We start from the raw sequence: 26,219 nt of genomic DNA, 5'->3' as shown, positions 1-26,219 counted from the left end.
TGCCAAAGGTCCGCAGGGGAACATGATGCAGGTTTTATCGCTTTTCGACCTAAGCGGGCGTAAAGCGCTGGTTACCGGTGCCAGCCGGGGACTGGGACAGGCTATTGCCGAAGCACTCGCCTCGGCTGGTGCCGATGTTGCCATTACAGCGCGCAAGTCCAACGACCTCTCCGAAACGGCATCCCGTATCGCCGCCCATGGCCGCACCTCGGCAACTCTTTCTCTCGATGTGCGCGATGTTGCCGCCTGTGCTGCTGCTGTCGCGCAAGCGGCAGAAGCTCTTGGCGGCCTCGATATTCTCGTCAACAATGCGGGCTATGAAGAAATCCGCCCCTCGCTCGATGTGGACGAGGCGCTCTGGGACCACATCGTGGCGACCAACCTCAAAGGCGCATTCTTTTGCGCGCAGGCCGCCGCCCGCCACATGACAGAGAGCGGGAAGGATGGAGCGATCATCAATCTGTGCTCGCTGACCTCCTATGTCGGTGTGCCAACCGCTGCTCCCTACGGTTCTTCCAAATCCGGTCTCATGGGCATGACCCATGCTTTGGCCACCGAATGGGCGCCGTCCGGTATCCGCGTCAACGGCATTGCGCCGGGCTATTTCCGCACTGCCATGACGGATGTGTTTTACGAGAATGACGACTGGCAGAAGGCGATGCTGGGCAAGATTCCGCAGGGCCGTTTCGGCGCAATGGAAGATGTTGCGGGCGCCGTGGTGTTTCTGGCAAGCGCCGCATCGTCCTATGTCACGGGGCAGGTGATCCCGATTGACGGAGGCTATCTTGCATCCATCTGAGAACCTGCTCCAAAAGTCGCCCTGTGTGGCTGCAAATGGCAATTTACCTGCGTTCCGGTGCTCACGTACCTTCAAGTACGCTCCGCTCCGGTACTCGAAAATCACCATTTTCGCACACACATGCCGCTTTTTGATTCAGGTTCTGATATCCTTACGTAGAACATCATCAGATCGTGAAATAGCATTGAAATAACTTCATAAAGCACCTTCCGGTGCTTTGACTGAAATGGGAAACTGCGATGAATACAACCGAAACCGGAACTGGCCGTAAAGTCTCCAACGGACCGGCTGCCGTATCGGTCAACAATGTCAGCATGATCTATAACGGCTTCCATGCCGTGCGTGCGGCATCTTTCGATCTCGCCAAGGGCCGTTTTCTGACCATTCTCGGGCCGTCGGGTTCCGGCAAGACGACGCTTCTCCGCCTCATCGCCGGTTTCCAGAAACCGAGCATCGGCGAAATCTTCATCAACGATGAAGCTGTCAGCGCCGTGCCGCCGCACAAGCGCTCCATCGGCATGGTTTTCCAGAAGCTCGCGCTTTTCCCGCATATGACGGCGGCCGAAAACGTCGCGTTTCCGCTGAAAATGCGCCGCTTCGATGCGCGTTCGATCCCTGAGCGGGTGGAACGCTATCTCGACCTCGTTCGTCTGAACGGCCTCGGCGGGCGCCGTGTGCACGAGCTTTCCGGTGGCCAGCAGCAGCGCGTGGCCATCGCGCGCGCCCTCGTTTTTGAACCGGACCTGCTTCTGCTCGACGAACCTCTGGCGGCACTCGACCGCAAGCTGCGCGAGGAAATGCAGCTTGAATTTCGCCGTATCCAGCGGGAACTCGGCGTCACGACCATCAATGTCACCCATGACCAGCGCGAAGCGCTCGTCGTATCTGACGAAATCATCGTCATGGATGGCGGTGAAATCCAGCAGATGGCGCAGCCATCCGAGACCTATCGCAACCCGTCCAACGCCTTTGTGGCGAACTTCATCGGCGTCACCAATTTCATTTCCGGCAAGGCATCGTCGCTCGACGGCAATCTCGTGCGGGTCGATGCAGGAATGGCTCTGGTAGGCATGGCAGGCGAGGGGCGCGGACCGGTTGCCGCCAACGCAAATGTCTCGTGCGCAATCCGCGCCGAACAGATCCGTATCGGCGGCAGCGCCGCAGCGCATGCGGAACTCGATACCGTGCTTGAAGGCATCGTTACGGATGCGATCTTCGAGGGCGAACGCATCGTCTATGAATTGCGGGTTCCTGCGTTAGGAGACGTGTTGATGCGCGTCTTCGACCACGATCCCATCGGCCATAGCCAGTTTGCAGAAGGTGAAACCGTGCATCTTGGCTGGAACGCCCGCGATCTCATCGTCTTTGCCGTATGAACTAAAACGTTACGGGGAAACTCCAGAGGAGAAACAAAATGAGCAATCTGAAGAAACCTTTTCTGATACTCGACCGCCGCCGCTTCCTGCAGAGCGCAGGCGCTTTTGCCGCCGCAGCCGGCACGACATCGCTCGGCCTGTCGCGCGCATTTGCTGAAGAGCCAGCTAAGCCGAAGGAACTGATCGTGCGCGCCTGGGGTGGCAGCTGGGTGGAGGCGCTTAAAGCGGGCGTGTCCGATCCGTTTACCGCCAAGACCGGCATTTCCATCCGTCACGACCTGACGGAAGACAACGAAATCCAGCCGAAGCTCTGGGCTGCGGTCGCGCAGAAGCGTGTTCCGCCGATCCACGTCAACTGGGATACGACCACCAATGCGACCAAATCGGCATTGCGCGGCGTGACGGAAGACCTGTCGGACCTGTCGAACCTCAAGAACACCACCGATCTTGCCAAGCCGGTTGGTCTCGACGGCTATCCGATCGTCAACACCTATGGCTATGTCTATGTGCTGGCCTATCGTCCGGAAGCCTTCCCGGATGGCCCGCCGAAGTCGTGGCACGCCCTGCTCGATCCGAAATTCAAGGGACGCATCGCGCTTTATAACGATGGCATCGGCTTCCACTTCCCGGCGCAGGTTGCCGGTGGCGGCAAGCTGGAAGACATTCCGGGCAACATGCAGCCCGCATGGGATTTCATCACCAGGGTGAAGCAGCAGCAGCCGCTTCTCGGCGAAGACCCGGATTTCACCACCTGGTTCCAGAAGGGTGAAATCGATCTGGCCTGCACCATTTCCACCAATGCGCGCGAAGCCCAGAAGAACGGCGTCAAGATCGACTGGACCGTTCCGGAAGAGGGCGCGAAGTTCGACACCGACGGCCTTTGGATTCCAAAGGGCCTGCCGGAAAACGAGCTTTACTGGGCCAAGGAATATATCAATTTCGCCCTTACCAAGGATGCGCAGCAGGTCTGGCTCGACGGCCTCGGTCTGCCGGGTGTCGTGCCGGGCCTGACCCCGCCCGCCGATCTGGTGAACGATCCGGCCTATCCGACCAAGGACGAGGATTTCAAACACCTCATCCGTATTTCGGCAAAGGTGCAGGTGGAAAACGAGAGCGAGTGGTTCTCGAAGTTCAAGGCTATCATGCAGGGCTGATCCAGCTCCATGAAAGCAAGACGGGTCGCCCGAAAGGGCGATCCTGATGCCCGACATCTTCGGGCAAACATTTTCGGACAAACATTCAGGAATTGAAACATGCGAGCGGCACGCACTGCCTATCCCATGACATGGCGCATCATGGACGCGCTGGAAGCAATCGCAGCCTTTTTGTGGCCCGCGCGGTTCAATCGCGCCGTGCCTTATCTGATGCTGCTTCCGGCGATTGCTCTGGTCGGACTGCTGGTGCTGGGCTTGATCCAGATCGCGGATACCAGCCTGCGCACGCTCGACACTTCGACGTTCCTGATGTCGGACTATTACACGCTCGCCAATTACAAGCGCGCACTGACGGAAAGCCTCTTTGCAACCGTGGCATGGCGCAGCCTGTTCGGCTCGCTCGTCGTGACCGCATTCACGCTTCTTCTGGCATTTCCCTATGCCTATCTCATGGTGCGCACGCCATCGGCTGCATTGCGCAAATTCCTGCTGATCGCGCTGTTCCTGCCCTTCTTCATCGGTCAGGTCGTGCGCGCCTATGGCTGGCTCATCATTCTCGGTAATCAAGGCATGGTCAACGAAGCGCTTGGCCTTGTCGGTATCGCGCCAATGCGGCTGCTCTATAATTATCCGGCAGTTCTGTTCGGCCTCATTCAATATATGTTGCCATTCGCCGTGCTGATGCTTGCACCGGCGCTGACCGCCATTCCGGAGGAAATGGAAGCGGCGGCAAGCTCGCTCGGTGCGAACTGGCTGCGGACCTTCGCCCATGTTGTCCTGCCCATGGCCCGCCCGGGCCTGATCGGCGCGGGACTGGTGGTAATGACGCTGTCGCTCACTGATTTTGCCGTACCGGCCATTCTCGGCGGCGGTTCTCAGGACTTCATCGCCAATGCGATCTATGACCAGTTCTTTCGCACATCCGATCAGGGGCTGGGCGCAACGCTTGCGCTGCTTCTGGTCGGCGTCGGTTCCATCCTCGTCGGGATCGTATTCACGCTTTTCGGGGCTGGTACACTTGCTATGGGGAGGGCGCGCAAATGACCTCGCCACTGTCAAAATCCATCGTCATATGGACATTCGTGATCGCCGTTCTGGTACTACTTTCCGCGCCGACCATCGTGGTGCTTGGAGCCTCCTTCACGTCCGGCAACATGATTACCTTCCCGCCGGAAGGGTTCTCGCTGAAATGGTATCAAAAGATCGCCGGAACGAGCGACCTCTGGGATGCATTCCTGCGCTCGCTTTATGTCTCCTTCATCTGCACCATTGTTGCCATTCCGGTCGGAACGCTCGCTGGCATAGCGCTGGCGAAATATGCCGTGCGGTTTGAAAAGACGATCCAGATTTACCTGCTGCTGCCCTTCACCATTCCGCTGATCGGTTCCGGCATCGGTCTCATGCTGATCTTCGGTCAGGCTGGCATTCTGGGCCAGCTCTGGCCGGTGGGGATTGCAGCCTGCGTCATCAATCTCCCATTCATGATCTGGGCGGTGACGGCAAGTGCGGCCAATCTCGATGCCGATCTGGAACTCGCCGCCGCCAATTGTGGAGCGGGGCCGATCTCAACCTTTTTCTTCGTCACGCTGCCGGTCGTTGTGCCGGGCGTCATCAGCGGCTCGCTTCTGATGTTCATTCTGGCGCTGAACGAATTTCTGGTGAGCCTGCTTCTGGTCGACGCGCGCATCGTGACGCTGCCGGTACAGATCTACAATTCGATCCGGTCCATCATCACGCCAGACCTTGCGGCCATCTCCGTCGTCTTCATAGCCTGTGCCGCTGCCGCCATCTTCCTGCTCGACCGGCTGGTCGGGCTCGACATCTTCCTCAAATCGAAATGACGGGTTGCGCCACCACCGCAACCAGCAAGGAGCCGATCATGTCCGATGTTTCTTTTCACGAACTGGCCAAACTGGACGACGCAGCGCGCGCCGAACTTCTCAAGCGCTCGGAAACCGACCTGTCCGGTTTTATTGAAAAAGTGAAGCCGATCATCGAAGCCGTTCGCACCGAAGGCGACGCGGCGCTTGTCCGCTTTGCGCGCGATCTCGACAAGGCTGAAGTCGATCCGGCGAACATCAAGGCGACGGAAGCCGAGTTCGATGCCGCTTTCGACAAGGTGGAAAAGGACGTGATCGAGGCGATCCAGTTCGGTATCGACAATATCCGCCATTTCCATGAGGAGCAGAAGCCAGAGGCCATGTGGCTGAAGGAAATGCGTCCCGGTGCCTTTGCAGGCGACCGCTTCACCCCGATCCGCTCCGTCGCGCTCTATATTCCGCGCGGCAAGGGGGCGTTTCCGTCCGTCACCATGATGACCGCCGTTCCGGCTGTGGTTGCTGGCGTGCCTGATCTTGCCATCGTCACCCCGCCGACGCCGGATGGTTCCGTCGATGCTGCCACGCTCGTTGCAGCACGCCTTGCCGGTGTGGAAACCGTCTACAAGGTTGGCGGTGCGCAGGCCGTTGCTGCCGTCGCCTATGGCACGGAAACGGTGAAACCGGCGCTCAAGATCGTCGGCCCCGGCAGCCCATGGGTGGTTGCAGCCAAGCGCCTACTTGGCGGCGTCATTGATCCCGGCCTGCCTGCGGGACCTTCCGAAGCTGTCATTTTCGCCGACGACACAGTGAAAGGTGGCCTTGCGGCGCTCGATCTGCTGATCGAGGCGGAACATGGCCCGGATTCGTCGGCATGGCTGGTCACGCATAGCCGCCGCGTCGCGGAAGAGGCGCTTGCCGCATTGCCGGACCATTGGGCGCGCATGACCGAACAGCGTGTCGGCTTCTCCAAGACCGTGCTTACCGGCAAATATGGTGGCATCGTCCTGACGTCTTCCGTGGAAGAGAGCTACAAGTTCATCAACGACTATGCGCCGGAACATCTGGAGCTTCTTTCGACCGATCCGTTCGCGCATCTCGGCCATATCACAGAAGCTGCCGAAATCCTAATGGGACCGCACACGCCGGTCGTCATCGGCAATTTCGGCCTTGGCCCGAACGCCGTGCTGCCGACCAGCCGCTGGGCGCGGACCTATGGTCCGCTTTCGGTAACGGATTTCGTCAAGCGTTCGTCCATCGGCTATGTGACGGCTTCCGCCTATCCGGAATTTGCAAAACATGCCCGCACACTGGCGCGTTACGAAGGGTTCTCCTCACACGAGAACGCCGTGTCAGAAATCCGCAAGGATTACCTCTAGAAAGAGCCGGGGAGGCTGACGATGAAGGCTGTCCGGCTTTATGCGGCGAAGGATTTGCGGGTCGAGACAATCGACCCGCCGTCGCGGCCTAAGCCGGGCTGGGTCCGGCTGAAAGTGTCGGCTGCCGGTATCTGCGGCTCCGATCTGCATAATTTCATGACCGGGCAGTGGATCAGCCGGTCACCTTCGGTCGCAGGCCATGAATTTGCAGGTGTCGTGACTGAAACCGGTGCTGGCGTGACCGGCTTCAAACCCGGCGATACGGTGATCGCGGACTCCCGCTACTGGTGCGGCGAATGCCAGTCCTGCAAAAGCGGCAGGCACAATGTCTGCGAAACGCTGGGGTTCATCGGTGAAGTCTGCGATGGCGGTTTTGCCGAGGAGACAGCACTTCCTGCACGGCTCCTCGTTCATTACGATCCGGCCATCAACCCGGTGGTCGCCGCCATGGGCGAACCGCTTTCGGTGGCGTTGCACGCCATCCGCAAGCAGCGCGTACCGTCGGGCGAAGCGGTCCTCGTTGTGGGTTGCGGGCCGATCGGCGGGCTTGCAGCGCTTCTTCTTTCCCGCCTGCATGACGGTCCTGTACTGGTCTGCGACCGCAACGAGCAGCGCGCCAGTCTTGTTTCAACTGTCACCGGCGCAACCAAGGTTCCGCTCGACAAGGCGGCAATTGAAGCCGCACTCGATGGCCAGCCCATCCGCTATGCCATTGATGCCACCGGCAATATCGGCGTCCTCAAGGCAATTCTCGACGTGCTTTCCGGCGGCGGTTCACTCGCACTTGTCGGCATATCCCACGGCAGGATCGAGCTTGATCCGAATAGTCTGGTCGAGCGGGAGATCAGCCTGATCGGCTGCCATGCCTATCAGGACGAACTGCGTGAAATTGCAAAAATCCTGCCCGATCTTGAGGCGTCGCTGTTGCAGCTTGTCGACCGGGAAATATCGCTCGATGAGGTTCCGGACGCCTATGCCCGGCTGATTGCCGGTGAAGCGGACGGCTTGAAAACGATCATACGGACAGGGATGTGACTCATGGGTGCTGGCGACAAATCGGAATCCCATCATGCCGCCGACATGGAACTGCCCGAAACCGCCGGACCGCTCTATGAGAAGGTCAAGGCGCAGGTGCTGGACAACATCCGCTCCGGTCGCTGGCCCGGCAATCATCGCCTGCCTTCGGAACATGAACTGGTGGATGCACTCGGCATTTCCCGAATGACCGTCAACCGGGCCCTGCGCGAACTGACCGATCAGGGCATATTGAAACGTATTCAGGGCGTCGGCACTTTCGTCGCGCCCCCGAAGCCGGAAACGACGCTGATCGAAGTCGTCAACATCGCCAATGAAATCAAGGCGCGCGGCGGACAGCACCGCGCCGAAGTCGTCACCCTCGACATTATCGAACCGACGCCCGAACTGCTCAATGCGTTCGAACTGCATAAGAGTATCCCCATCGCCCATTCGCTGATCGTGCACCTCGAAAACGAGGTGCCGGTGCAGCTTGAGGAGCGGTTCGTCAATACGAGCCTCGTGCAGCATTACGAATTGCAGGACTTCCGGGCTATCACGACTTACGATTATCTTCAGAAAAGCACCCCGATGACCGAGGTTGAGCAGGTCATTTCGGCGATAACACCAGACGCGGAAATTGCGCGTCTGCTGCGTCTCGATGATGGTATTGCCTGCCTGCTTCTGGACCGCCGGACATGGACGGGTGAAACGGTTGCGACCGTCAACAAGCTGATCTATGCCGGCAATCGTTACCGTCTTGGCAGCCGTTACAAGCCTGAAATCTATAGATAACCCAAACCACTTCGTAACGATCACATTTATCTGACCCAGTGCTTTTCACTGGTTGTGTTGACATTTGCTGATTCTCGTAACATTTATAGTTACATGAAAAGAGACAGCAAATTATCGGGCGTTCTGCACGTCCTTCTCCACATGGCGGAACATAAAGGGCCTGTCACATCGGAGGTTCTCGCCAAGGCCATGACCACCAATCCAGTCGTCGTGAGACGTGTCATGGGCGGCCTGCGTGAGCAGGGCTATGTTCGCTCGGAAAAGGGACATGGCGGCGGGTGGGAGATCGCCTGCGACCTCAATAAGGTTACCTTGCGCGACATTTACGAGGCCATCGGGGAACCAGCGCTTCTGGCCATGGGGAACCGCACCGAAATGCCGGGCTGTCTGGTGGAGCAGGCAGTCAATGCCTCGCTCAGCAAGGCATTCACCGACGCCGAAAACCTTCTTCTGGAGCGTTTTGGCGAGGTCACGCTCGCCATGCTGAGCGCGGATTTTCATCAGCGCGCGCTGGAGCGCGGCGTAACATTCGATTTGGAGAGCAGTCATGCATCATGATGCAATCATTATCGGCGGCAGCTTCGCTGGCTTGTCTGCCGCAACCTATCTGGCGCGCGGCAGACGATCTGTCCGCGTGATCGACGCTGGAAAACCCCGTAACCGTTTCGCCGAACATTCGCATGGTTTCTTTGCACAGGACGGCAGCAACCCGCTGTCCATGCTGGAAACGGCAACAGCGCAGGTCGAAGCCTATCCGACTGTCACGTTCACACAAGGGAAGGCCGTTTCCGGTAGTGGCGAAATCGACAACTTCGCGATCGAACTTGATAGCGGCGAAATCGTTGAAGGGCGCAGACTGATCCTTGCTTTCGGCATATCGGATGAACTGCCGGATATTCCCGGCCTCGCGGAACGATGGGGCAATTCCGTCATTCATTGTCCTTATTGCCACGGCTATGAATTCAGCGACCGTCAGCTTGGCGTTCTCAATATGTCGCCGATGTCGGTGCATCAGGCCATGCTGATCTCCGAATGGGGATCGACAACCTTCTTCATTGACAAGGGACTGGAGCCGGATGCGGAGGCATTCGCAGAACTGGAACGGCGCGGCGTGAAGATAGAACGCAGCCCGGTCCGTGCGTTGCACGGCGAGGGGATCGACATTTCAGAGATCGAACTTGAAGACGGGCGACTGGTCCCACTCAATGCGCTTTACATCGGGCCACGCAATTGGCTGAACAGCCAGATTGCCGACACGTTCGGCTGCGCAATGGATGAACTGCCACTCGGCAGAACGATACAGACAGACGGGTTGAAGACGACAACGGTACCAGGCATTTTTGCGGCGGGCGATATTACCCGTGGCGCGCACAGCGTCGCCTGGTCGGTCGCTGACGGCGTGACGGCAGGAACTGCGGCGCATCGATCTCTGGTGTTTTAGCCTCCCAATTTGTTGCAATCCGGCTACATTGGCACATCTGTCTGCGGCCGTCATATATCAGCCCCTTGCTTACACGCTCCAGTCCTGCAAATTCAGCGTTCGTGGCCCTTTCCGCAGTAGGGATTCTAGGGCCGGATCGAGGAATCCATGGTCACCGGGTCAGTTAACTCAAGACCGCTCGCAGGCATCGCGCTTGCTTGCGGCGGTTACGCCTGTTTCGCCCTTCAGGACGCGATGGTAAAATGGCTCGTCGCGACCTATCAGGTGCCGCAGATATTGTTCATGCGCAGTCTGGTGATCGTAGTCATTACCGGCGTACTGATACGCTATCGCCGCCATCCGTCCATTTTCCGAAGTCCTTATCGCAACACCATCGTCCTTCGTGCCGCACTTATGCTTGGCGCGTGGTTGCTGTTCTACAATGCGGCCCGCCATCTCGAGCTGGCAGAACTGACCACGCTTTATTTCTCCGCACCGATCATGGTCATGTTCCTGTCGATCCTCGTGCTCAAGGAGAAAATCGGACCGGGGAGGTGGATCGCCTGCGCCGTCGGGTTTGTCGGTGTAACGGTTGCTGCTAATCCCACCCATTCGCCCAATCTCATTCCCGCCGCCATGTGCATCGTGGCAGGTTTCTGCTGGGCGTGGAGCACGATCCTGGTCCGGCTCGTCAGCCGCAGCGAAACTACGATGACGCAGATGTATGCCACCGGCCTGCTTTTCGGTCTGGCCTGCGCGCTGTCCTTTCCGTGGACATGGCAGGACCCCGATCTCTCCGGCTGGCTTCTGATGATCAGTCTGGGACTTGTATCGACGCTCGGCCAGTTCCTTCTCTATGAAGGATTTCGCCATGCACCCGCCTCGGCGCTGGCGCCAGTGGAATATAGCGGGCTCATCTGGGCCTTTATCTACGGTTATCTCATCTGGGCGGAGGTTCCGGCAGCAAATGTGTTTGCCGGTGCATTCCTCATCGTGCTGGCAAGCCTGCTGCTCATCGCCTGGGAGCAGCGACAGGCAAACTTGCGCAAACGCCGCGCCCCCTGTTGAGAGCCCACTCCAAAACTCGCCCTGTGTGGCTGCAAATGGCAACTTGTCTCCGTTCCGGTACTATGTACCCAAAAGTACATTGTGCTCCGGTACTCGAAAATCACCATTCTCGCACACACATGCCGCTTTTGGATTCAGCCTCTAAGGCGCGGCCGCGTCACTCTTGAAGCGATGTCAAACCGCTTCTGCGGTCTGCCCGAGCGGTAGTGGGAACAGTCTGTCATATGCAATGTTGAACACAAACGCATAGACCAGATAGAAAACGACAATCGCTATATCCATCACAAGGGCGGCAATCAGCGAAATTCCCAGATACCAGGCGATGAACGGGATCAGCAGCACGATCAACCCGGCTTCAAAAAGGATTGCATGAAGAACACGGACGGCCATGCTCTTGTTGACGCTACCCGTGAAACGCAGCATCGCTTTGTCAAAGCCCAGATTGAACAGAAAATTCCACACGGTTGCGGTGGTTGCCGAAACAACCCCGATCACGCCCATCTCTGCTGCAGGCTTGTCCAGAATGAAGGCGGAACCGGGTATGAAGATCGCCAGACCGATGATTTCGAACATCGTTGCGTGGCGGACACGGTCCATAAAACTGCGCATTTCCTTTAATCCCTGTTGTTAATGCGCGTGCTTCTATCTTATTCTGGCGATAAGAAAAGTTAGATACTATCTGGATTTGCGATAAATGAGTATCGAACTCGAACAGCTAGAAGCCTTTGTGGCCTCAGCGGATCACGGCTCGTTCTCCGCTGCTGCGCGATATTTGCGTAAGGCGCAGTCCGCCGTCAGTGTGCTGGTTTCCTCGCTGGAAGACGATCTTGGCGTCAAGCTGTTCAGCCGTGCATCCCGCAATCCTGTGCTCACGGAGGCGGGTGCGCGGCTGTTGCCGGAAGCGCGGTTGCTGCTTGCCCGGCGTGAACATCTGATTTCCGTCGCCAGAAATTTCGGCGATCATGTTGAAAGCCGTCTCGTGGTCGCAATCGACGAGCTTTATCCCGAACCGGCTATCGCGACGCTGTTTGCAGTCTTCGCGCAGGAATACCCGCATGTCGAACTGGAGCTGACTTTTCCGCCGTCAACGGCAATAAGCGGGCTTGTGCTGGAAGGAAAGGCGGACCTCGGCGTGATGTGGCGCGCCGAGCAGATGCCGGATGAACTTGGCTTCCACACCATCGGATGGGTGCCTCTGGTTCTCGTCTGCGGGCGAGAGCATCCACTGGCTCATACGGCGGTCAGCTGGGAAGATTTGAGATCGTTTCGCCAGATCATGGCCCGAAAGCACAGCGATACGGCTGAAAGCCGTCGTCTGCGGGTGGGTGCCGAGGTCTGGTGGGTGGAAAGCCACTGGGTTATCCTGCAGATCCTCACGCGAGGGATCGGCTGGGCATTCATTCCCGAACATATCTTGCAGGATTCACCGCTGGCGCCGGAACTCGTCATTCCGAAACTGCAGTTCGACGAAGGTGCGCATCCGGTCGCGCTTGAGCTGATCTGGAACAAGCGGCGACGGCAGGGGCCAGCCGCCCAATGGCTGCAAGAGCGCTTTGCCAAGAGCCGCTTTTGAACTTCCGGCGACGAAGGTGCAAAGGGCAGGGAATACCCCTGCCCAAAGCGGATTATGCCTTTGCGGCTTCCACGAAACGTGGATCGAAAGTTTGCGCAAATGAGATATCCGCACTTGCCAGTTCCGGATCGAGCGCCTTGAGCATTTCGAACAGGCTCTTGAAGCCGTCTTCCGCAATCAGGCCCTTCTCGGAATACATGGCGCGGGACTTCTCGAAGCCGGTCTTGTAAAGCTCGCGGTCGCCCAGCAGATACTCTTCCGGCACAGCATCAGCCACGTCATCGGCAGAAGCCTTGTGAATCCAGTTCAGCGACTTGACGAAAGCGTTGACGACCCGCTGCGTCGTTACCGGATTTGCATCGATGAAGCTCTGCTGCACATAAACGGTCGCGGCCGGATTGGTGCCACCGAAAAGCTGGCGCGTGCCTTCTTCGGTGCGCGTATCCAGAAGCAAGGTGATGTCGCCATCCACTTCCAGTCGCGTGATGACCGGGTCAAGATGGACGAGGGCTGCAATTTCGCCCTTCTTGACGGCTGCGACCGCGCTTGCGCCACCGCCGACACCGATGATTGAAGCGGCATCTGCTGCCAGACCGTTCTTGATGAGCGCATATTGCAGCAGCAGCGAGGTTGAAGAGCCCGGCGCCGTGACACCGACATTCTGGCCCTTGAGATCGGCAATCGTCTTGATTTCGCCTGCGAGGTCCTTGCGCACGCCGATGCAGATGCCCGGAAAGCGGCCAAGCTCACAGACGGCCTTGATGTCCTGTCCCTTGTTCTGCATGCGAATGGTGTGTTCGTATGCGCCGGTTACCACATCGACCGAACCGCCGATCAGCGCCTGCAGGGACTTTGCGCCGCCACCAAAATCATTGATGGTCGCCTTGATGCCTTCTTCCTCAAAGAAACCCTTGCGCTCGGCAATGGTGAGGGGAAGGTAATAGAAGAGCGGCTTGCCACCAACACCGAACATCAGCTCCGGCTTTTCCGGCGTCGCAGATGCATCCTGCGCATAGGCAGGCAGGCGCGAGGCAATACCCGCAAGCCCGAAGGCTGCGGCGCCCAGCAGTATATCTCTACGTGTTGTTCTCATGGTTTCCTCCTTGAATCCTCTTAACCGTTGTGTCCGGCAGCTTTCGGGCGCCAGACAAGCAGGCGTTCCTCAACGATCGTTACACACCAGTCGATAATCAGCACGAACCCGGTCAGCACCAGCATGCCGGCAAAGACACCGGTGACGTCGAACACGCCTTCCGCCTGATGGATCAGGTAGCCAAGCCCTGCCGACGAGCCGAGATATTCGCCGACAACCGCGCCGACGACGGCAAAGCCGACAGCCGTATGCAGGCTTGAAAACATCCAAGACAGTGCGGAGGGCAGGTAGACGTTGCGCAGAAGCTGGCGTTCGTTCATGCCGAGCATACGCGCATTGGCGAGCACGGTCTGGTTCACTTCCTTCACGCCCTGATAGACGTTGAAGAATACGATGAAGAAGACCAGCGATACGCCGAGCGCCACCTTCGACCAGATGCCAAGGCCAAGCCAGAGCGCGAAGATCGGCGCAAGCACGACGCGCGGCAGCGAATTGAGGGCTTTCACGTAGGGGTCGAAGATCGCCGCGAGCAAAGGCTTGCGGGCAAACCAGAACCCGATCAGCACGCCGCCAATTGCGCCAATGGCAAAGGCCAGCATGGCTTCAAGCAACGTGATGCCGAGGTGATACCAGATCGTTCCATCAGCGAACCATTTATAGATGCGCAGCGCCACATCGCCCGGCGTCGCAAAAAAGAACTTCGCCTTGGCCGGATTGCCTAGCAGATGGGTGGCGGTGAAGAGGTGCCAGACCAGAATAACGACGACAGCCACGCTGAGCTGCGCCAGAAACAGCATAGGCTTTTTCATTTCTTTTCCCCACTCGTCTGCTGATAGCCCTTGAGAACCTCTTCCTTGAGCGCGCTCCATATTTCGCGATGAATTTCGTGAAACTTGTCGTCGAGACGAATTTCGGAAATCTCGCGCGGGCGGGCGAGGGGGATTTTATATTCGGCCATGATGCGGGCACGCGGCCCGGCGGACATGATGACGACGCGATCCGCCAGCGCGATAGCCTCTTCCAGATCGTGGGTCACGAACATGACCGCCTTCTTGTCCTGCGACCACAGGTCCAGCAGAAGGTCGCCCATGATAACCCGCGTCTGCGCGTCGAGGGGGCCGAAGGGTTCATCCATCAGCAGATATTTCGGATTGCGGATCAGCACCTGCGCAAGGCCGACGCGCTTGCGCTGTCCACCCGACAGCATATGCGGATAGCGGTCGCCGAAACTTGCAAGACCGACGCGGCCGAGCCACTCACGGGCCTGTTCGCGCGCCTGAGCCTTCGAGGTGCCTGCAATTTCCAGCCCGATGGAGACATTGTCCAAGACAGTCTTCCAGGGCATGAGGGCATCCTGCTGGAAAAGATAACCTGCCTTGCGATTGAGACCCTGCAGCCGCTGGCCGCTGATTTCGACCGTACCGCTGGCTGGTACGAGAAGCCCGGCAACGGCATTGAGCAATGTGGATTTTCCGCAGCCGGTCGGACCGACAATCGCCACGAACTCGTTTTCAGCAACTTCAAGATTGCTTTCGGCGACAGCATCGAAGCGGCCGCCATCGGCCAGCTTGAACGAAATTTGCACATCCTTGAGCGCGATTGCGGTCTTGCGTGTTGCTTCCGGCTGAATACGGCTTGGTTCGGCGCTCATCGCTCGTCACATCCGGTGAACTGACGATGTGCTTTGCCATAACGGCTCATATTTCCGCTCCTTTTCGGGTAGCGCCTCATGAATGGGGGAACAGACAAGACGCGGAATCTTGCCATCTAAAATGAGACGCAAAAATTTGCGATAGAGTCCCTTCGTATAACGTCCCGGTAAGAACATGCAACGAAAAGCGGACAACGCATTTCATTCTGTCGACAATAATATGTCTATACGAAATATTATTGCGATCAGCCGCGCCAGGTCAAGAAACGCTTCTCGATCTGCCCGATGATGAAATTGACGATCAGTCCCATCACCGACAGGATTGTGACTCCGGCAAACAGCTTTTCAAGATCGTAGAGCGATCCGGCTTCAAGGATATAGGAACCGACGCCGAACTGGGCGCCGAGCATTTCGGCTGCAACCAGCAGAATGATGGCGATGGAGATCGACACTCGCAGCCCGGACAGGATCGCAGGAAATGCGCCGGGCAGGATGATCTTGCGCACGATCGACCACCATCCGAGACCGAAGCTCTGGCCCATGCGCACAAGCGAACGATCCACATTATCGACCGCGCCGTAAGTGGCGACGACGGTGGGCGTAAAGGTGCCGAAGGCAATGAGCATGTATTTCGACATTTCATCGATGCCAAACCAGATCACGAAGAGTGGCAGGAGTGCGATCTTGGGTATCGGAAAGAGGGCGGCAACGAGCGGCACCAGACCGGCGCGGACATAGCTGAACAAGCCGATCATTACCCCGAGACTCACACCGACCGCGATGCCAAGACTGGCACCGACAACAAGCCGCCGCAGCGATGGTAGCAGATGCTGCCACAGAAGGCCCGTCTGCCAGAGCTGGACGAAGGTTTCCAGCACGGCGGATGGGCGTGGCAATGTCAGATTGGATATGAAGCCGCTTCGGGTTCCGATTTCCGCCAGCGCCAGCAGCGCTATAAACAGGATCAGGGCCATGTGACGCACCGGCTGAGGTGCGAAACCGCCACCTCGGAAAGGAACCGGGCGAACATCCTGGCTGGACTGCTTCATTTCTGCGATCTCAACCATTGATCAACTCCTGATCTGCTGCCTGCGCTTCCGCCCGCATCAGCTCCCAGAGCTGCTTCTGCTTTTCTTCCAGAACGGGGTCGCCAAGATGACGCTCGGAAAGGGGAAGATCGATGTCGACAATCTCCCTGATCCGTCCCGGCCGTCGCGACAGCACCACCACCCGATGACCGAGCCGCACCGCCTCGTTGAGATTGTGCGTGACATAGACTGAGGTGAATGGCTGGCGCGTCCACAGCGCAATCAGGTCATCCATCAGCAGCTCCCGTGTCTGGCTATCGAGCGCCGACAAGGGCTCATCCATCAGCATGACGGCAGGACGTACCGACAAGGCGCGTGCAATCGCCACGCGCTGGCGCATGCCACCCGAAAGCTGCTTCGGCAATGCCTGTCGGAAATCAGACAGCCGGGTACGCTCCAGAACATTGGTTACGATCCTGTCCATTTCTGCCCGGCCAAGACCGTGATCCTCCAGCACCAGCTTGATATTTCCTTCCACGCTGCGCCATGGCAGCAGCGCAAAGTGCTGGAAAACATAGGTGAGGGGATTGAGTGAATCTTTCGGCGGCGAGCCGATCTGCAGCACTTCGCCCGAAGATGGCCGCTCAAGACCGCCCAGAAAACGCAGGAGCGTGGACTTTCCGCAGCCCGAAGGGCCGATCAGGCAGACGATCTGCCCCTGCGGGATGGTAAGCGATATATCTTTGAGAACTTCGACCGGACCATAAGAATGGCTGATATTTTTCAGTTGCAGATCCATTTCAACTCCAGTCAGAAAGTCCGCCCTTCGACGTTAGAGCGCGTTTCGATATGATTGGATCAAATCCGCGCTCTATCTCGTTGTTTTGACGCGCATCCCGGTTTGGAATACCTGTCGTCGGGCTTTGCGCCCGACAAAACCTGCCGGCCCGGAATGTTCAGTTTCAACCAGCCTTAGCCAGTTTCAAATTGTCTTGACATAGGATGTGTCGAACAGCTTTTCCTGTGTGACGGCTTCCTTGACCATGCCTTCGGAGCGGAACCAGTCGAGCTGCTCCACGCAGCTGTTGAGTGACAAGGCCAGCCCCTTGTTGATGCGCATAGCACCATCGATCAGGTTCTGTTTTGCCGTCTCGAACGGGCTGTCGCTTTCAACATATTTGTGCACGATCGTTGCAATGTCGTCGCGCGCTGCATCGTCTGCAGTGTTGTCGACAAAGGCCGCATTATAATCGTCGATTGCCTTGGAATAGGCTTTGACGAAGGCTTCGGTCATGGCGCGCTCGTCGGACGCATTCTTAGTAGACGTGAATGCTGTCGTGACCTGATAATCCGGCGCATAATCGGAGACGAGACCGATCTGCTTTGCAGCGCCCTCACGGATGAGCTTCTTGGCGATATTGGGCTGGATGGCCCAGGAATCGATCTGCCCGGTCGACAGGGCACCGACAACAGCGCCGAGCTTCTGCAATGGGCGCAGCTGGATTTCAGAAAGAGGAATGTTGTTGGCCTTGGCAATCTTGTGCGCCATGAAATGGAATGACGATCCTGCCGTGGTGATGCCAAAACTGTGTCCCGCCAGCTTGGACGGTTCCGTCAGCCCGCCTTCATAGGCCTTGTTGGAGGCCAGAATGACATTGCCGGTAATGCCTTTTTCTTCTGCAAGCGCACCGCCGATGACCTTGATCGCACCCTTGTCGGCCAAACTGATCAGACCGCCGCTCATTGCCGTCACACCGAAATCTGCATCGCCGGATGCGATGGCTACAGCCATGGGCTGGGCGGCTTCAAAGAACTTCAACTCGATATCGAGACCAGCATCTTTGAAATAGCCACGCTCGTGCGCGATATAGCTCGGCGCATGGCTCGCCAGATGGAGAACGGCCAGATTTCGCGTCGCGGCGCGGGCAGGGGAGCCGAAAGCCGTGCTGATGCCCAACGCACCAAGTCCCATCAATGTCTGACGGCGTGTCAGGGTGAAATCCATTCCGGTTCTCCTCCGATGCGGGTGTCAGCCTGGCGCAACAGATTTCCTGCTAGGCCCGGCAAACAAAATTTCATTACGTCTCTGCCACGGAAAAATATGGAAGATTGCTTTCGCATAAAGCCACATAGCGGGATTTTCAATAAGATTAACGGTCTCGTACTTGTTCTGCCGCCAATGCACCGGCATCGATTCTCCGCAGAAACGGGTCTAACCCAGCCAGTATTGGACCTGAAGCCATCTCAGGCAGAAGATGCCCGCCAGCCAGTCCTTCGCCGTCAACATCGATGGCCCAGTCTGCCCATATATCGAGCGGTTCGCGCCCGCCGCCATAGCGTCGGCCTTGTTCCCAGAAAACCAGAACCGGCGCATGAATGCGCCGTCCTGCCGCCCGATCCGCAAGATCGTCAGCTTCATCCACACCTGCGCCTGCGCGGTAATCCTCGCATATCCAGTGCCGGACTTCCGCACTGTCAAAGGCTTCCCGATAATCCGCAAGTGCAAGCGGATGCAGCTTGTCGAGACCATGCGCCATCTTCTGCAAGGTCGTATCGATCATGAAACGAGGATTGCCGGAAAGAAGCATTTCAGGCAGCGGTTCGGGCTGTGCCAGCATGAACCAGTGCCACGCCCCCATACCGAAAGCCTTGCTGGCGCCTTCCCACATTTCCGGAGTCGGTACGACCGTCACGGATACCAGTCCAACCACATTGTCCGGGTGATCCAGTGCCATGCGATAGGCGACACGCCCACCGCGATCATGCCCGATCACAACAAACCGCTCATGCCCGAGCGCCTGCATCAACGCGACCAGACTAGCGGCCATCCGGCGTTTTGATCCGGCACCAACCGGATTGGACGTGATGCGGCTTCGTCCATAACCCGGCAGATCAGGCACGACGACTGTGCGGGGGCGGGCGAGTTTAGGGGCAATGCGATGCCATGCAGCCATGGTTTCCGGATAACCGTGCAGCAACAGAACCGGCAGGCCTTTACCACCAGTCATGACCGCGAAACAAACATCATTCGTTTCCACTTCCCGCATCTCAAAGCCGGGAAAGAGCTGCTCGATTGCTGGTTTCATACCCCACCGTTTTGATCTCGTCGGAAACTGATTCAGTTGAAAGTGCTATGCTAGAGCATTTCCTGTTTTGATTGAAACATTGGAATCAGGCCACCGCGCAACCCGTCCGCGCGATGGCCATACAACCAGCCTTTATTTCATTTGCTTTGAAGAGACAGCCAGCGGGTTGCGTGTATGTTCATCAGATTATCGCTGTAGCCTTCAACCTTATCTGCCACGAGCGCTTGTGATGAAGGATAGAGCAGTGGGATGACCGGAACCTCTTTCAGCAGAATGCGCTCAGCCTGAGCAAGGGTTTCAGCCCGCGCTCCGGTGTCGGTCATCGTTTCCGATTTTGTAATCAGCGCGTCATAATCCTTGTTCGACCAATCGGAATTATTGAAATAATTGTCGGTCGTGAACATGCTCAGGAAGGAATAGGCGTCGTTGTAATCGCCGATCCATGCCTGATAGGCAAAATCATACATGCCTTTTTCATGCAGATAATTGAAATAAGTCGCGCCCTCCACTTCGTCCTGCGAAGCATTGATACCAATATTCTTGAGCATGTCTGCGATAGCAATCATCGTGTTCTTGTTGTTGACCGAAGTGGCATAGCGCAACTTGACCGACAGGATTCCCGGTGCGACACCGGCCTCCTTCAGCAATTCCCTGGCTTTGTCCTCACGATCCAGAATATCGAGATTCATGTAATCCAGCCGGGGCGCGTCCACGACATAGTTTTCAGTACCGGGAGGCACCATCGAATAACCCGGCATCATCATGCCACGCCGGATTTCATTGGCCAGAAACTTGCGATCAATCGCCATCGATATGGCTTCACGCACACGAGGATCGCGCAGCTTACTATCCGGTTCGCCTCTGACACTGACATAAAAGGTGCCGAAATAGGGGGCGACACGCAGATTATGCCCCAGATTGGACTTGATGTAGTCCATCTGCTCGGCGGGGACCGTACCGCAAATGTCGATCTCCCCGGCCTCAAACCGGCGCATGCACGACGCCGGTTGCTCGAATGGAATCCAGTTCACCACGTCGATCTTTACATTGGATGCATCCCAGTAGTTCGGGTTTTTCTTCATGACGATCTGCGCATTTGGTGTGAAGCTGGCCAATGTATAAGCACCGTTCGACACCATGTTTCCCGCCAGAGTGAACTTGTCGCCATATTTCTCGACGGCTTTCCTGTTTAGCGGCAAGGTCGTCTGATGGGTCAGCAGTGAGAGGAAATAAGGGGTAGGGGACGTAAGCGTGATTTTCAGCGTGCGGTCGTCAAGCGCCTCGACGCCCAGCTGATCCAGTGGGAGCTTGCCGGTATTGATTTCTCTGGCGTTCTTGATCGCATAGAGAACATTGGCATAACCCGCACCAGTCTTCGGGTCGATGATACGGTGCAGCGAATATTCGAAATCACCTGCGGTAACCGGATCGCCGTTCGACCATTTTGCACCCGCGCGCAAATGGAACGTATAGGTCAGTCCGTCGGGAGAAATATCCCACGACTGCGCCACACCCGGTATCAGCTCGCCCTTTGCATCTTCGGTAACAAGCCCCTCATAGAGATCACGCAACAAAGCGCTTTCATTGACCGTCGTTGTACGGTGCTGATCCAGTGTTGATGGATCGCTGCCGCTATCACGGTTCAACACGGTTCCAGCTGACGCGACGGTAACCAACAAAAAACAGCAAGCGCCTGCAAGAAAGAAACTGCGATGCATAAAACCCTCCCATTGATGGCGCGACCCCGATCCGGAGTCGCCAGACGCATCGACTGTATATTTCTTGTTTTAATCTTACTATTTTAAGTAATAACTCCCTAATTATTGTGATAATTACTTTAATAGCACACATATAAGCACGCACTATAATTCGCTTATTAGAATTTGCGATTATAGAAAACATTTTTATGTTTTACCTTGACGACGTTTTAGGCCGGGAAAGTATTTCCGGTCATATTTTTATATTTGTGAGGGGACATGAAGTTTACTTTATCGCTGGCAGGCTGCATTGCGACGGCATGCAGTGCATCTGCAGCCTATGGTGCTGACGCAGTCATCGCGCCGGAACCGGAATCGACACAATACGTCCGGGTTTGTGACGCATACGGCGCGGGATATTTTTATATTCCCGGAACTGAAACATGCCTGCGGATACATGGCTATGTCCGCTATCTTATGCAGGGCGGGGACGATGTTTATGGCCGCGGCTTCACTGACAAGGACGACACACCTCATCTCCAGCGCAATAGCAAGCGCGATAGCTGGGACAATTCTGCCCGTTTCACATTGCGTGCCAGCACGGCATCCGAAACGGAGCTCGGCACACTAAAAACCTATGCGGAAACCCGTTTTCAGTGGGGCAATGGCAAGGATTCCGGCTCCACCGGCTCGCTGCGCGTTGCATATATCGATCTGGCGGGACTGCGTGTCGGCCTCGATTTTTCGACGTTCATATCCTTCGTGGGGTATCTCGGCGACGTCTTTAACGATGATGTGATCCTTGCGGGCGGCTATCGTACAGGCTTGATCAGCTATACCTACTCCGGCAGCAACGGCATTTCGGCGATCCTGTCGCTGGAACAGGGCAACAATCTCGATACAGATAAGCAATATGGCTTTGATGGCACTATCAGTGACTATACCCCGCACATCGTTGGTGGTCTGAAATATGCCCAAGACTGGGGCGCGGTCATTACAGTTGCTGCATACGATGCCCGGAACGAAAAATGGGCGGGCAAGCTGCGTGGCAATCTCAACATCAATGACAAGCTGTCCGTATGGGCCATGGGTGGCTTTAAGTCCAACAAAGACAGCTATATGGACGTCAAAGGCGACAACGGACAAGTTGCAGGCCAGGTTCGCGCGATCAATAGTTTCTACGGCCAATGGGGCGGCGACTGGGCTGCCTGGGGTGGCGGTGCTTACAAAATATCCGACAAGGCCATCATCAATGCCCAGCTTTCCTACGATGCCACAGACACGTTCTACACGACGGCAAACGTCGCTTACGAACTGGTTCCTGGCTTCACGGTCACGCCCGAAATCTCTTACGTGCGCTGGCGTGACAAAAAGTCTGTCCTTAACGGGTCAGACGCGTGGCAAGGCCTGATCGCGCTCCAGCGGACATTCTGAGACAAACAGAAAGAGGCGCCTGAAAAGGCGCTTCTTTTCATGAGTGATCAAGTTTCCCTTGGTCTCAACATAAATCAGATAATATGTATTATGGAACAAACCCATATCCATCTGTCTTGAAACATCGCGACAACCGCTTGCAGCGCTGTCGACATCTGAGCCCTGAATATTCGCGGCACCAAGCACTAGAGAAATGGCACTGAAAACGAGCATGTAACTTCCAGCGAATCGGACCGTTTTTCCACCTCGTTTCAGCTGACATTCAAACGTCGCAAACGGCGGAAATTACGGCGTTTTTCGGGCGCGCTCAGCGAGCATTTCTACTTTGTAAATCCGGCGAAAACCCATAGTTCCGTACCAGAATTCGAGCACTTAATTCGCTCAAGAAAATGTGAATATGTTAATTAAGTCAAAGTGTTGATAAGTTCTCTTGCAAGTGGCGCGCTTATCCATAAGATGCGGGCCATTTCAAAAATTTCAAAGGAGGGGTTCTCAAATGTATCGTAAATTTCTACTGACGGGTGTGTGTCTTCTGGCTCTGGCTGGCGCAGCTTCGGCTGAAGTCGTTCTCAATCGCGGCAACGACACTGATCCGGCGACACTGGACCATCACCGCACCTCGACGGTGGCTGAAGGCAATGTCATGCGCGACTTGTATGACGGCCTGACTATTCAGAACGCAAACGGCGAAGCAGTTCCGGGCGTAGCCAAATCCTGGGATGTTTCCGAAGACGGTACGGTCTACACCTTCCATCTGCGCGATGACGCAAAATGGTCGAACGGCGATCCGGTCACGGCCGGTGATTTCCAGTTCACCTTCCGTCGCCTGATGGACCCGAAGACAGCCGCCGGGTACGCCAGCATGCTGTTCATCATCAAGAATGCCGAAGATATTGCCGGTGGCAAGAAGCCGACTGACCAGCTCGGCGTTGAAGCCGTCGATGACCATACGCTCAAGGTCACGTTGAACGCCCCTGCTCCGTATTTCCTTGAGCTTCTGACCCACCAGACCGGCTTCCCGATGAACCAGAAAAGCGTCGAGGAAAATGGCGACAAGTTCACCACGCCCGGCAAGATGGTGACGAACGGCGCCTATATGCTGGAAAGCTTCACACCGAACGACAAGATCGTGATGAAGAAGAATCCGTATTACTATGAAGCGGATCAGGTGAAGATCGATACGGTCAACTGGATACCGTTCGAGGATCGCGCAAGCTGCATGCGCCGTTTTGAGGCGAAGGAAGTGCAGATTTGCTCCGACGTTCCGGCCGAGCAGATGGACTATGTGAAGAAGAACCTTTCCAAGGAATTCCGCATGGCGCCTTATCTCGGCGTCTATTATCTGCCGGTAAAGGGCAAGACCGCCGACAGCAAGCTGAAGGACCCACGCGTCCGTCAGGCGATTTCCATGGCCATCGACCGTGATTTCATTGCCGATCAGGTCTGGCAGGGCACCATGCTTCCGGGCTACTCGATGGTTCCTCCGGGCATCGCCAATTATGTGAAGGATGCGCCAAAGCTCGACTATTCCGACGACATGCTGGAACGCGAAGACAAGGCCAAGGAACTGTTGAAGGAAGCTGGCGTCGAACCGAACACGCTTTCGATCGAACTGCTTTATAACACTTCGGAAAACAACAAGAATACCATGGCCGCCATCGCCGATCAGCTCGGCAATATCGGCGTCAAGGCTTCACTGAACGAGACCGAAGGTGCGACCTACTTCAACTTCATGCGCGACGATGGCCCGTTCGATATCGCGCGTGCAGGCTGGATCGGTGACTATAACGATCCGCAGAACTTCCTTTTCATCAGCCAGAGCAATGTGAGCTTCAACTATTCCAAGGTGAAGAACGCCGACTACGATGCGCTGATGGCAAAGGCGGAAAAAATTCTCGATCTCAACGAGCGCGCCAAGACGCTGGCTGAAGCTGAAAAGCTGAAGCTCGATGAGATGAGCAATATCCCGATCCTCTATTATTCGTCGCGCGCCCTTGTTTCGGACAAGATCGACGGTTGGAACGACAACCTCATGGACAGCCACAAGACGCGCTGGCTCTCGTTTAAACAATAAATTTTCAGCTTGGGCTGCGCCTGTTGGCGCGGCCCTTTTCTCTTCCGGCAGTTCCGGAGGGCCCTCTTTTGTCGGGGCTAACATTTTTTAATAAGCATATGGGAGTTTTCAATGGTTCGCGGATTCTTGATGACAGGCGTTTGCCTGATGGCGCTAGCCGGTGCCGCATCGGCAGAAACAGTGCTTAACCGGGGCAACGATACTGATCCCGCCACGCTGGACCAGCACCATACAACCACCGTTTCGGAAAACCGTGTTCTGCGCGACCTTTATGAAGGTTTGTTGGCGCAAAACGAGAAGGGCGAAGCCATTCCCGGAGCGGCTGCATCGTGGGATATTTCCGAAGACGGCCTCACCTACACATTCCATATGCGCGAAAATGCCAAGTGGTCGAACGGCGATCCCGTAACTGCTGGCGATTTCGAGTTTTCCTTCCGCCGCATCATGGACCCGAAGACGGCTGCCGGCTATGCCAGCGTCCTCTACGCCATTAAGAATGCCGAGGAAGTTGCCACCGGCAAGATGCCGGTCGATCAGCTTGGCGTGAAGGCGCTTGACGACAAGACGCTGCAAATCACTCTCAAGAACCCTGCCCCTTATTTCCTCGAACTTCTCACTCATCAGACCGGTTTCCCGGTCAACAAAAAGGCTGTCGAGAAGTTCGGCGACAAGTTCACCCTGCCCGGCAACATGGTGACCAATGGCGCCTATACGCTTGTCAGCTTCACTCCCAATGACAAGATCTCCATGAAGAAGAACCCGAATTACTGGGATGCTTCCAATGTGAAGATCGATGCGGTGAACTGGATACCGTTCGAGGATCGCGCAAGCTGCATGCGCCGCTTCGAGGCGAAGGAAGTCGATATCTGTTCCGATGTTCCTGCCGAACAGATGGACTATGTGAAAAAGAACCTCGGCGGTCAGTTCCGCCTCGCTCCCTATCTTGGCATCTATTATGTCGACATCAAAGGCGAGCCATCGAGCAAGCTGCGCGATCCGCGCGTGCGCAAGGCCATATCGATGGCCGTCGATCGTGAGTTCCTCGCCAATGAAGTCTGGCGTGGCGTGATGCTGCCAGCCAGTTCCATGGTGCCGCCCGGCATTGCGAATTACGTCAAGGACGCGCCGAAGCTGGATTTCGCCGACGAAGATGTGCTGGACCGCGAAGATAAAGCCAAGGAATTGCTGCACGAAGCCGGTGTCCAACCGGGTGGCCTTTCCGTGACGCTGCGCTACAACACCTCGGAAAACCACAAGAATACCATGGCAGCGCTTGCCAACATGCTGGGCAATATCGGCATCAAGGCAACGCTCAACGAAGTCGAAGGCGCCACCTTCTACAACTACCTTCAGGAAAAGGGGATGTTCGACATCACCCGTGATGGCTGGATCGGCGATTACAACGATCCGAATTCGTTCCTGGAGCTTTATACCACCGGCAATTACTTCAATTATGCCGAATGGTCGAACAAGGATTACGACGCGCTGATGGCGAAATCCGCAACCACGACCGATCTCGCCGAGCGCGCAAAAATCCTCGCTGAAGCAGAGAAGATACTGCTCGGGGACGGGGCCGTCGTGCCGCTGATGTATTATTCGTCCACCGCTCTCGTTGCCGACCGTGTTCAGGGTTACGAAGATAACCTCATGAATTCGCACGGCACACGCTGGTTATCGACAAAGAACTAAAAACAAAATGAAACACGCCCTTAGTGGGATTTGCCGGATCGTTCAAAGCGATCCGGCAAAGAAGGGAAAAGA

The 26,219-nt window shown here is 56.5% G+C and carries 24 protein-coding genes and 1 pseudogene; 16 read left to right on the top strand and 9 right to left on the bottom strand.

Annotated elements, in window-relative coordinates:
- Positions 1-25: 25 nt before the first annotated feature.
- The 12 genes and pseudogenes from KWJ32_RS03225 to KWJ32_RS28270 form a co-directional block, all read left to right on the top strand.
- A complete protein-coding gene (locus KWJ32_RS03225) occupies positions 26-799 on the top strand; it encodes a glucose 1-dehydrogenase (protein WP_012092971.1) in 774 nt (257 codons plus the stop codon).
- A gap of 239 nt (positions 800-1,038) precedes the next feature.
- Entirely contained in the window at positions 1,039-2,175 is a 1,137-nt protein-coding gene (locus KWJ32_RS03220; RefSeq protein ID WP_151609506.1) for an ABC transporter ATP-binding protein, read from the top strand.
- A gap of 38 nt (positions 2,176-2,213) precedes the next feature.
- Positions 2,214-3,329, top strand: coding sequence for a PotD/PotF family extracellular solute-binding protein (locus KWJ32_RS03215; protein WP_012092973.1), 1,116 nt, complete (start codon positions 2,214-2,216; stop codon positions 3,327-3,329).
- A gap of 99 nt (positions 3,330-3,428) precedes the next feature.
- A complete protein-coding gene (locus KWJ32_RS03210; protein WP_094515782.1) occupies positions 3,429-4,373 on the top strand; it encodes an ABC transporter permease in 945 nt (314 codons plus the stop codon).
- Complete coding sequence (locus KWJ32_RS03205) at positions 4,370-5,170, top strand: ABC transporter permease (protein ID WP_006468850.1); 801 nt, start codon at positions 4,370-4,372, stop codon at positions 5,168-5,170. Before KWJ32_RS03210 ends, KWJ32_RS03205 begins: the two co-directional genes overlap by 4 nt.
- A gap of 38 nt (positions 5,171-5,208) precedes the next feature.
- On the top strand, positions 5,209-6,525 hold the full coding sequence (gene hisD / locus KWJ32_RS03200) for a histidinol dehydrogenase (protein WP_010658779.1): 1,317 nt from the start codon (positions 5,209-5,211) through the stop codon (positions 6,523-6,525).
- Positions 6,526-6,546: 21 nt separating this feature from the next.
- On the top strand, positions 6,547-7,560 hold the full coding sequence (locus tag KWJ32_RS03195) for an alcohol dehydrogenase catalytic domain-containing protein (protein WP_012092977.1): 1,014 nt from the start codon (positions 6,547-6,549) through the stop codon (positions 7,558-7,560).
- Between the two features lie 3 nt (positions 7,561-7,563).
- Positions 7,564-8,334, top strand: a complete 771-nt coding sequence (gene hutC, locus KWJ32_RS03190) for a histidine utilization repressor (protein WP_010658781.1) — start codon at positions 7,564-7,566, stop codon at positions 8,332-8,334.
- A 93-nt stretch (positions 8,335-8,427) separates the two neighbouring features.
- A complete protein-coding gene (locus tag KWJ32_RS03185; protein WP_012092979.1) occupies positions 8,428-8,892 on the top strand; it encodes an Rrf2 family transcriptional regulator in 465 nt (154 codons plus the stop codon).
- The gene (locus KWJ32_RS03180; RefSeq protein WP_012092980.1) at positions 8,882-9,775 is read left to right on the top strand and encodes an NAD(P)/FAD-dependent oxidoreductase; all 894 of its coding nucleotides are present in this window, start codon (positions 8,882-8,884) and stop codon (positions 9,773-9,775) included. The genes KWJ32_RS03185 and KWJ32_RS03180 overlap by 11 nt, the downstream gene beginning before the upstream one ends.
- A gap of 147 nt (positions 9,776-9,922) precedes the next feature.
- Entirely contained in the window at positions 9,923-10,822 is a 900-nt protein-coding gene (locus KWJ32_RS03175) for a DMT family transporter (protein WP_012092981.1), read from the top strand.
- Positions 10,819-10,972 (top strand): annotated as a pseudogene (locus KWJ32_RS28270) (flagellar basal body P-ring protein FlgI); the annotation flags it as partial. The gene KWJ32_RS03175 and the pseudogene KWJ32_RS28270, both read left to right, overlap by 4 nt.
- Before the next feature lie 24 nt (positions 10,973-10,996).
- On the opposite strand, the gene KWJ32_RS03170 reads toward KWJ32_RS28270, so the two are convergent.
- On the bottom strand, positions 10,997-11,431 hold the full coding sequence (locus tag KWJ32_RS03170) for a PACE efflux transporter (protein ID WP_012092982.1): 435 nt from the start codon (positions 11,429-11,431) through the stop codon (positions 10,997-10,999).
- An 85-nt stretch (positions 11,432-11,516) separates the two neighbouring features.
- Here KWJ32_RS03170 and KWJ32_RS03165 point away from each other — a divergent pair, with 85 nt between their 5' ends.
- A complete protein-coding gene (locus tag KWJ32_RS03165) occupies positions 11,517-12,395 on the top strand; it encodes a LysR family transcriptional regulator (RefSeq protein ID WP_012092983.1) in 879 nt (292 codons plus the stop codon).
- 52 nt (positions 12,396-12,447) lie between these two features.
- On the opposite strand, the gene KWJ32_RS03160 is transcribed toward KWJ32_RS03165, so the two are convergent.
- The 8 genes from KWJ32_RS03160 to KWJ32_RS03125 form a co-directional block, all read right to left on the bottom strand.
- Positions 12,448-13,488 carry an ABC transporter substrate-binding protein gene (locus KWJ32_RS03160; protein WP_012092984.1) on the bottom strand — a complete coding sequence of 347 codons (1,041 nt, stop codon included), beginning with the start codon at positions 13,486-13,488 and terminating at the stop codon, positions 12,448-12,450.
- A 20-nt stretch (positions 13,489-13,508) separates the two neighbouring features.
- On the bottom strand, positions 13,509-14,297 hold the full coding sequence (locus KWJ32_RS03155) for an ABC transporter permease (RefSeq protein ID WP_012092985.1): 789 nt from the start codon (positions 14,295-14,297) through the stop codon (positions 13,509-13,511).
- Complete coding sequence (locus KWJ32_RS03150; protein ID WP_012092986.1) at positions 14,294-15,139, bottom strand: ABC transporter ATP-binding protein; 846 nt, start codon at positions 15,137-15,139, stop codon at positions 14,294-14,296. Before KWJ32_RS03150 ends, KWJ32_RS03155 begins: the two co-directional genes overlap by 4 nt.
- Positions 15,140-15,384: 245 nt before the next feature.
- A complete protein-coding gene (locus KWJ32_RS03145; RefSeq protein ID WP_012092987.1) occupies positions 15,385-16,206 on the bottom strand; it encodes an ABC transporter permease in 822 nt (273 codons plus the stop codon).
- A complete protein-coding gene (locus tag KWJ32_RS03140) occupies positions 16,199-16,966 on the bottom strand; it encodes an ABC transporter ATP-binding protein (protein ID WP_012092988.1) in 768 nt (255 codons plus the stop codon). The genes KWJ32_RS03145 and KWJ32_RS03140 overlap by 8 nt, the downstream gene beginning before the upstream one ends.
- A gap of 183 nt (positions 16,967-17,149) precedes the next feature.
- Complete coding sequence (locus tag KWJ32_RS03135; RefSeq protein ID WP_012092989.1) at positions 17,150-18,172, bottom strand: ABC transporter substrate-binding protein; 1,023 nt, start codon at positions 18,170-18,172, stop codon at positions 17,150-17,152.
- 145 nt (positions 18,173-18,317) lie between these two features.
- A complete protein-coding gene (locus KWJ32_RS03130; RefSeq protein ID WP_012092990.1) occupies positions 18,318-19,253 on the bottom strand; it encodes an alpha/beta hydrolase in 936 nt (311 codons plus the stop codon).
- Positions 19,254-19,390: 137 nt separating this feature from the next.
- The gene (locus KWJ32_RS03125; protein WP_012092991.1) at positions 19,391-20,971 is read right to left on the bottom strand and encodes a peptide ABC transporter substrate-binding protein; all 1,581 of its coding nucleotides are present in this window, start codon (positions 20,969-20,971) and stop codon (positions 19,391-19,393) included.
- Positions 20,972-21,229: 258 nt separating this feature from the next.
- Between KWJ32_RS03125 and KWJ32_RS03120 the strand changes: the two genes are divergently transcribed.
- From KWJ32_RS03120 to KWJ32_RS03110, 3 genes are all read left to right on the top strand, one after another.
- Positions 21,230-22,384, top strand: coding sequence for a porin (locus tag KWJ32_RS03120; protein ID WP_012092992.1), 1,155 nt, complete (start codon positions 21,230-21,232; stop codon positions 22,382-22,384).
- A gap of 496 nt (positions 22,385-22,880) precedes the next feature.
- Positions 22,881-24,458: a peptide ABC transporter substrate-binding protein gene (locus KWJ32_RS03115; RefSeq protein WP_010658796.1), complete on the top strand. Its 1,578-nt coding sequence runs from the start codon at positions 22,881-22,883 to the stop codon at positions 24,456-24,458.
- A 111-nt stretch (positions 24,459-24,569) separates the two neighbouring features.
- Positions 24,570-26,147, top strand: coding sequence for a peptide ABC transporter substrate-binding protein (locus tag KWJ32_RS03110; RefSeq protein ID WP_012092993.1), 1,578 nt, complete (start codon positions 24,570-24,572; stop codon positions 26,145-26,147).
- The last annotated feature ends 72 nt before the right edge of the window (positions 26,148-26,219 follow it).

The sequence above is a fragment of the Ochrobactrum sp. BTU2 genome (genome assembly GCF_024539785.1).
In the GTDB taxonomy this organism is placed as follows: Bacteria; Pseudomonadota; Alphaproteobacteria; order Rhizobiales; family Rhizobiaceae; genus Brucella; species Brucella anthropi.
The sequence above is the reverse complement of the archived record's forward strand: the minus strand, read 5'-3'. Positions and strand labels throughout refer to the sequence as shown.

Coding starts and splice junctions, on each gene's coding strand:
- KWJ32_RS03160 (WP_012092984.1), bottom strand. CDS start 13,488: ATGAGAACAACACGTAGAGATATACTGCTGGGCGCCGCAGCCTTCGGG.
- KWJ32_RS03150 (WP_012092986.1), bottom strand. CDS start 15,139: ATGAGCGCCGAACCAAGCCGTATTCAGCCGGAAGCAACACGCAAGACC.
- KWJ32_RS03170 (WP_012092982.1), bottom strand. CDS start 11,431: ATGCGCAGTTTTATGGACCGTGTCCGCCACGCAACGATGTTCGAAATC.
- hutC (WP_010658781.1), top strand. CDS start 7,564: ATGGGTGCTGGCGACAAATCGGAATCCCATCATGCCGCCGACATGGAA.
- KWJ32_RS03180 (WP_012092980.1), top strand. CDS start 8,882: ATGCATCATGATGCAATCATTATCGGCGGCAGCTTCGCTGGCTTGTCT.
- hisD (WP_010658779.1), top strand. CDS start 5,209: ATGTCCGATGTTTCTTTTCACGAACTGGCCAAACTGGACGACGCAGCG.
- KWJ32_RS03205 (WP_006468850.1), top strand. CDS start 4,370: ATGACCTCGCCACTGTCAAAATCCATCGTCATATGGACATTCGTGATC.
- KWJ32_RS03220 (WP_151609506.1), top strand. CDS start 1,039: ATGAATACAACCGAAACCGGAACTGGCCGTAAAGTCTCCAACGGACCG.
- KWJ32_RS03185 (WP_012092979.1), top strand. CDS start 8,428: ATGAAAAGAGACAGCAAATTATCGGGCGTTCTGCACGTCCTTCTCCAC.
- KWJ32_RS03210 (WP_094515782.1), top strand. CDS start 3,429: ATGCGAGCGGCACGCACTGCCTATCCCATGACATGGCGCATCATGGAC.
- KWJ32_RS03155 (WP_012092985.1), bottom strand. CDS start 14,297: ATGAAAAAGCCTATGCTGTTTCTGGCGCAGCTCAGCGTGGCTGTCGTC.
- KWJ32_RS03120 (WP_012092992.1), top strand. CDS start 21,230: ATGAAGTTTACTTTATCGCTGGCAGGCTGCATTGCGACGGCATGCAGT.
- KWJ32_RS03125 (WP_012092991.1), bottom strand. CDS start 20,971: ATGCATCGCAGTTTCTTTCTTGCAGGCGCTTGCTGTTTTTTGTTGGTT.
- KWJ32_RS03130 (WP_012092990.1), bottom strand. CDS start 19,253: ATGAAACCAGCAATCGAGCAGCTCTTTCCCGGCTTTGAGATGCGGGAA.
- KWJ32_RS03175 (WP_012092981.1), top strand. CDS start 9,923: ATGGTCACCGGGTCAGTTAACTCAAGACCGCTCGCAGGCATCGCGCTT.
- KWJ32_RS03145 (WP_012092987.1), bottom strand. CDS start 16,206: ATGGTTGAGATCGCAGAAATGAAGCAGTCCAGCCAGGATGTTCGCCCG.
- KWJ32_RS03110 (WP_012092993.1), top strand. CDS start 24,570: ATGGTTCGCGGATTCTTGATGACAGGCGTTTGCCTGATGGCGCTAGCC.
- KWJ32_RS03215 (WP_012092973.1), top strand. CDS start 2,214: ATGAGCAATCTGAAGAAACCTTTTCTGATACTCGACCGCCGCCGCTTC.
- KWJ32_RS03135 (WP_012092989.1), bottom strand. CDS start 18,172: ATGGATTTCACCCTGACACGCCGTCAGACATTGATGGGACTTGGTGCG.
- KWJ32_RS03225 (WP_012092971.1), top strand. CDS start 26: ATGCAGGTTTTATCGCTTTTCGACCTAAGCGGGCGTAAAGCGCTGGTT.
- KWJ32_RS03165 (WP_012092983.1), top strand. CDS start 11,517: ATGAGTATCGAACTCGAACAGCTAGAAGCCTTTGTGGCCTCAGCGGAT.
- KWJ32_RS03115 (WP_010658796.1), top strand. CDS start 22,881: ATGTATCGTAAATTTCTACTGACGGGTGTGTGTCTTCTGGCTCTGGCT.
- KWJ32_RS03140 (WP_012092988.1), bottom strand. CDS start 16,966: ATGGATCTGCAACTGAAAAATATCAGCCATTCTTATGGTCCGGTCGAA.
- KWJ32_RS03195 (WP_012092977.1), top strand. CDS start 6,547: ATGAAGGCTGTCCGGCTTTATGCGGCGAAGGATTTGCGGGTCGAGACA.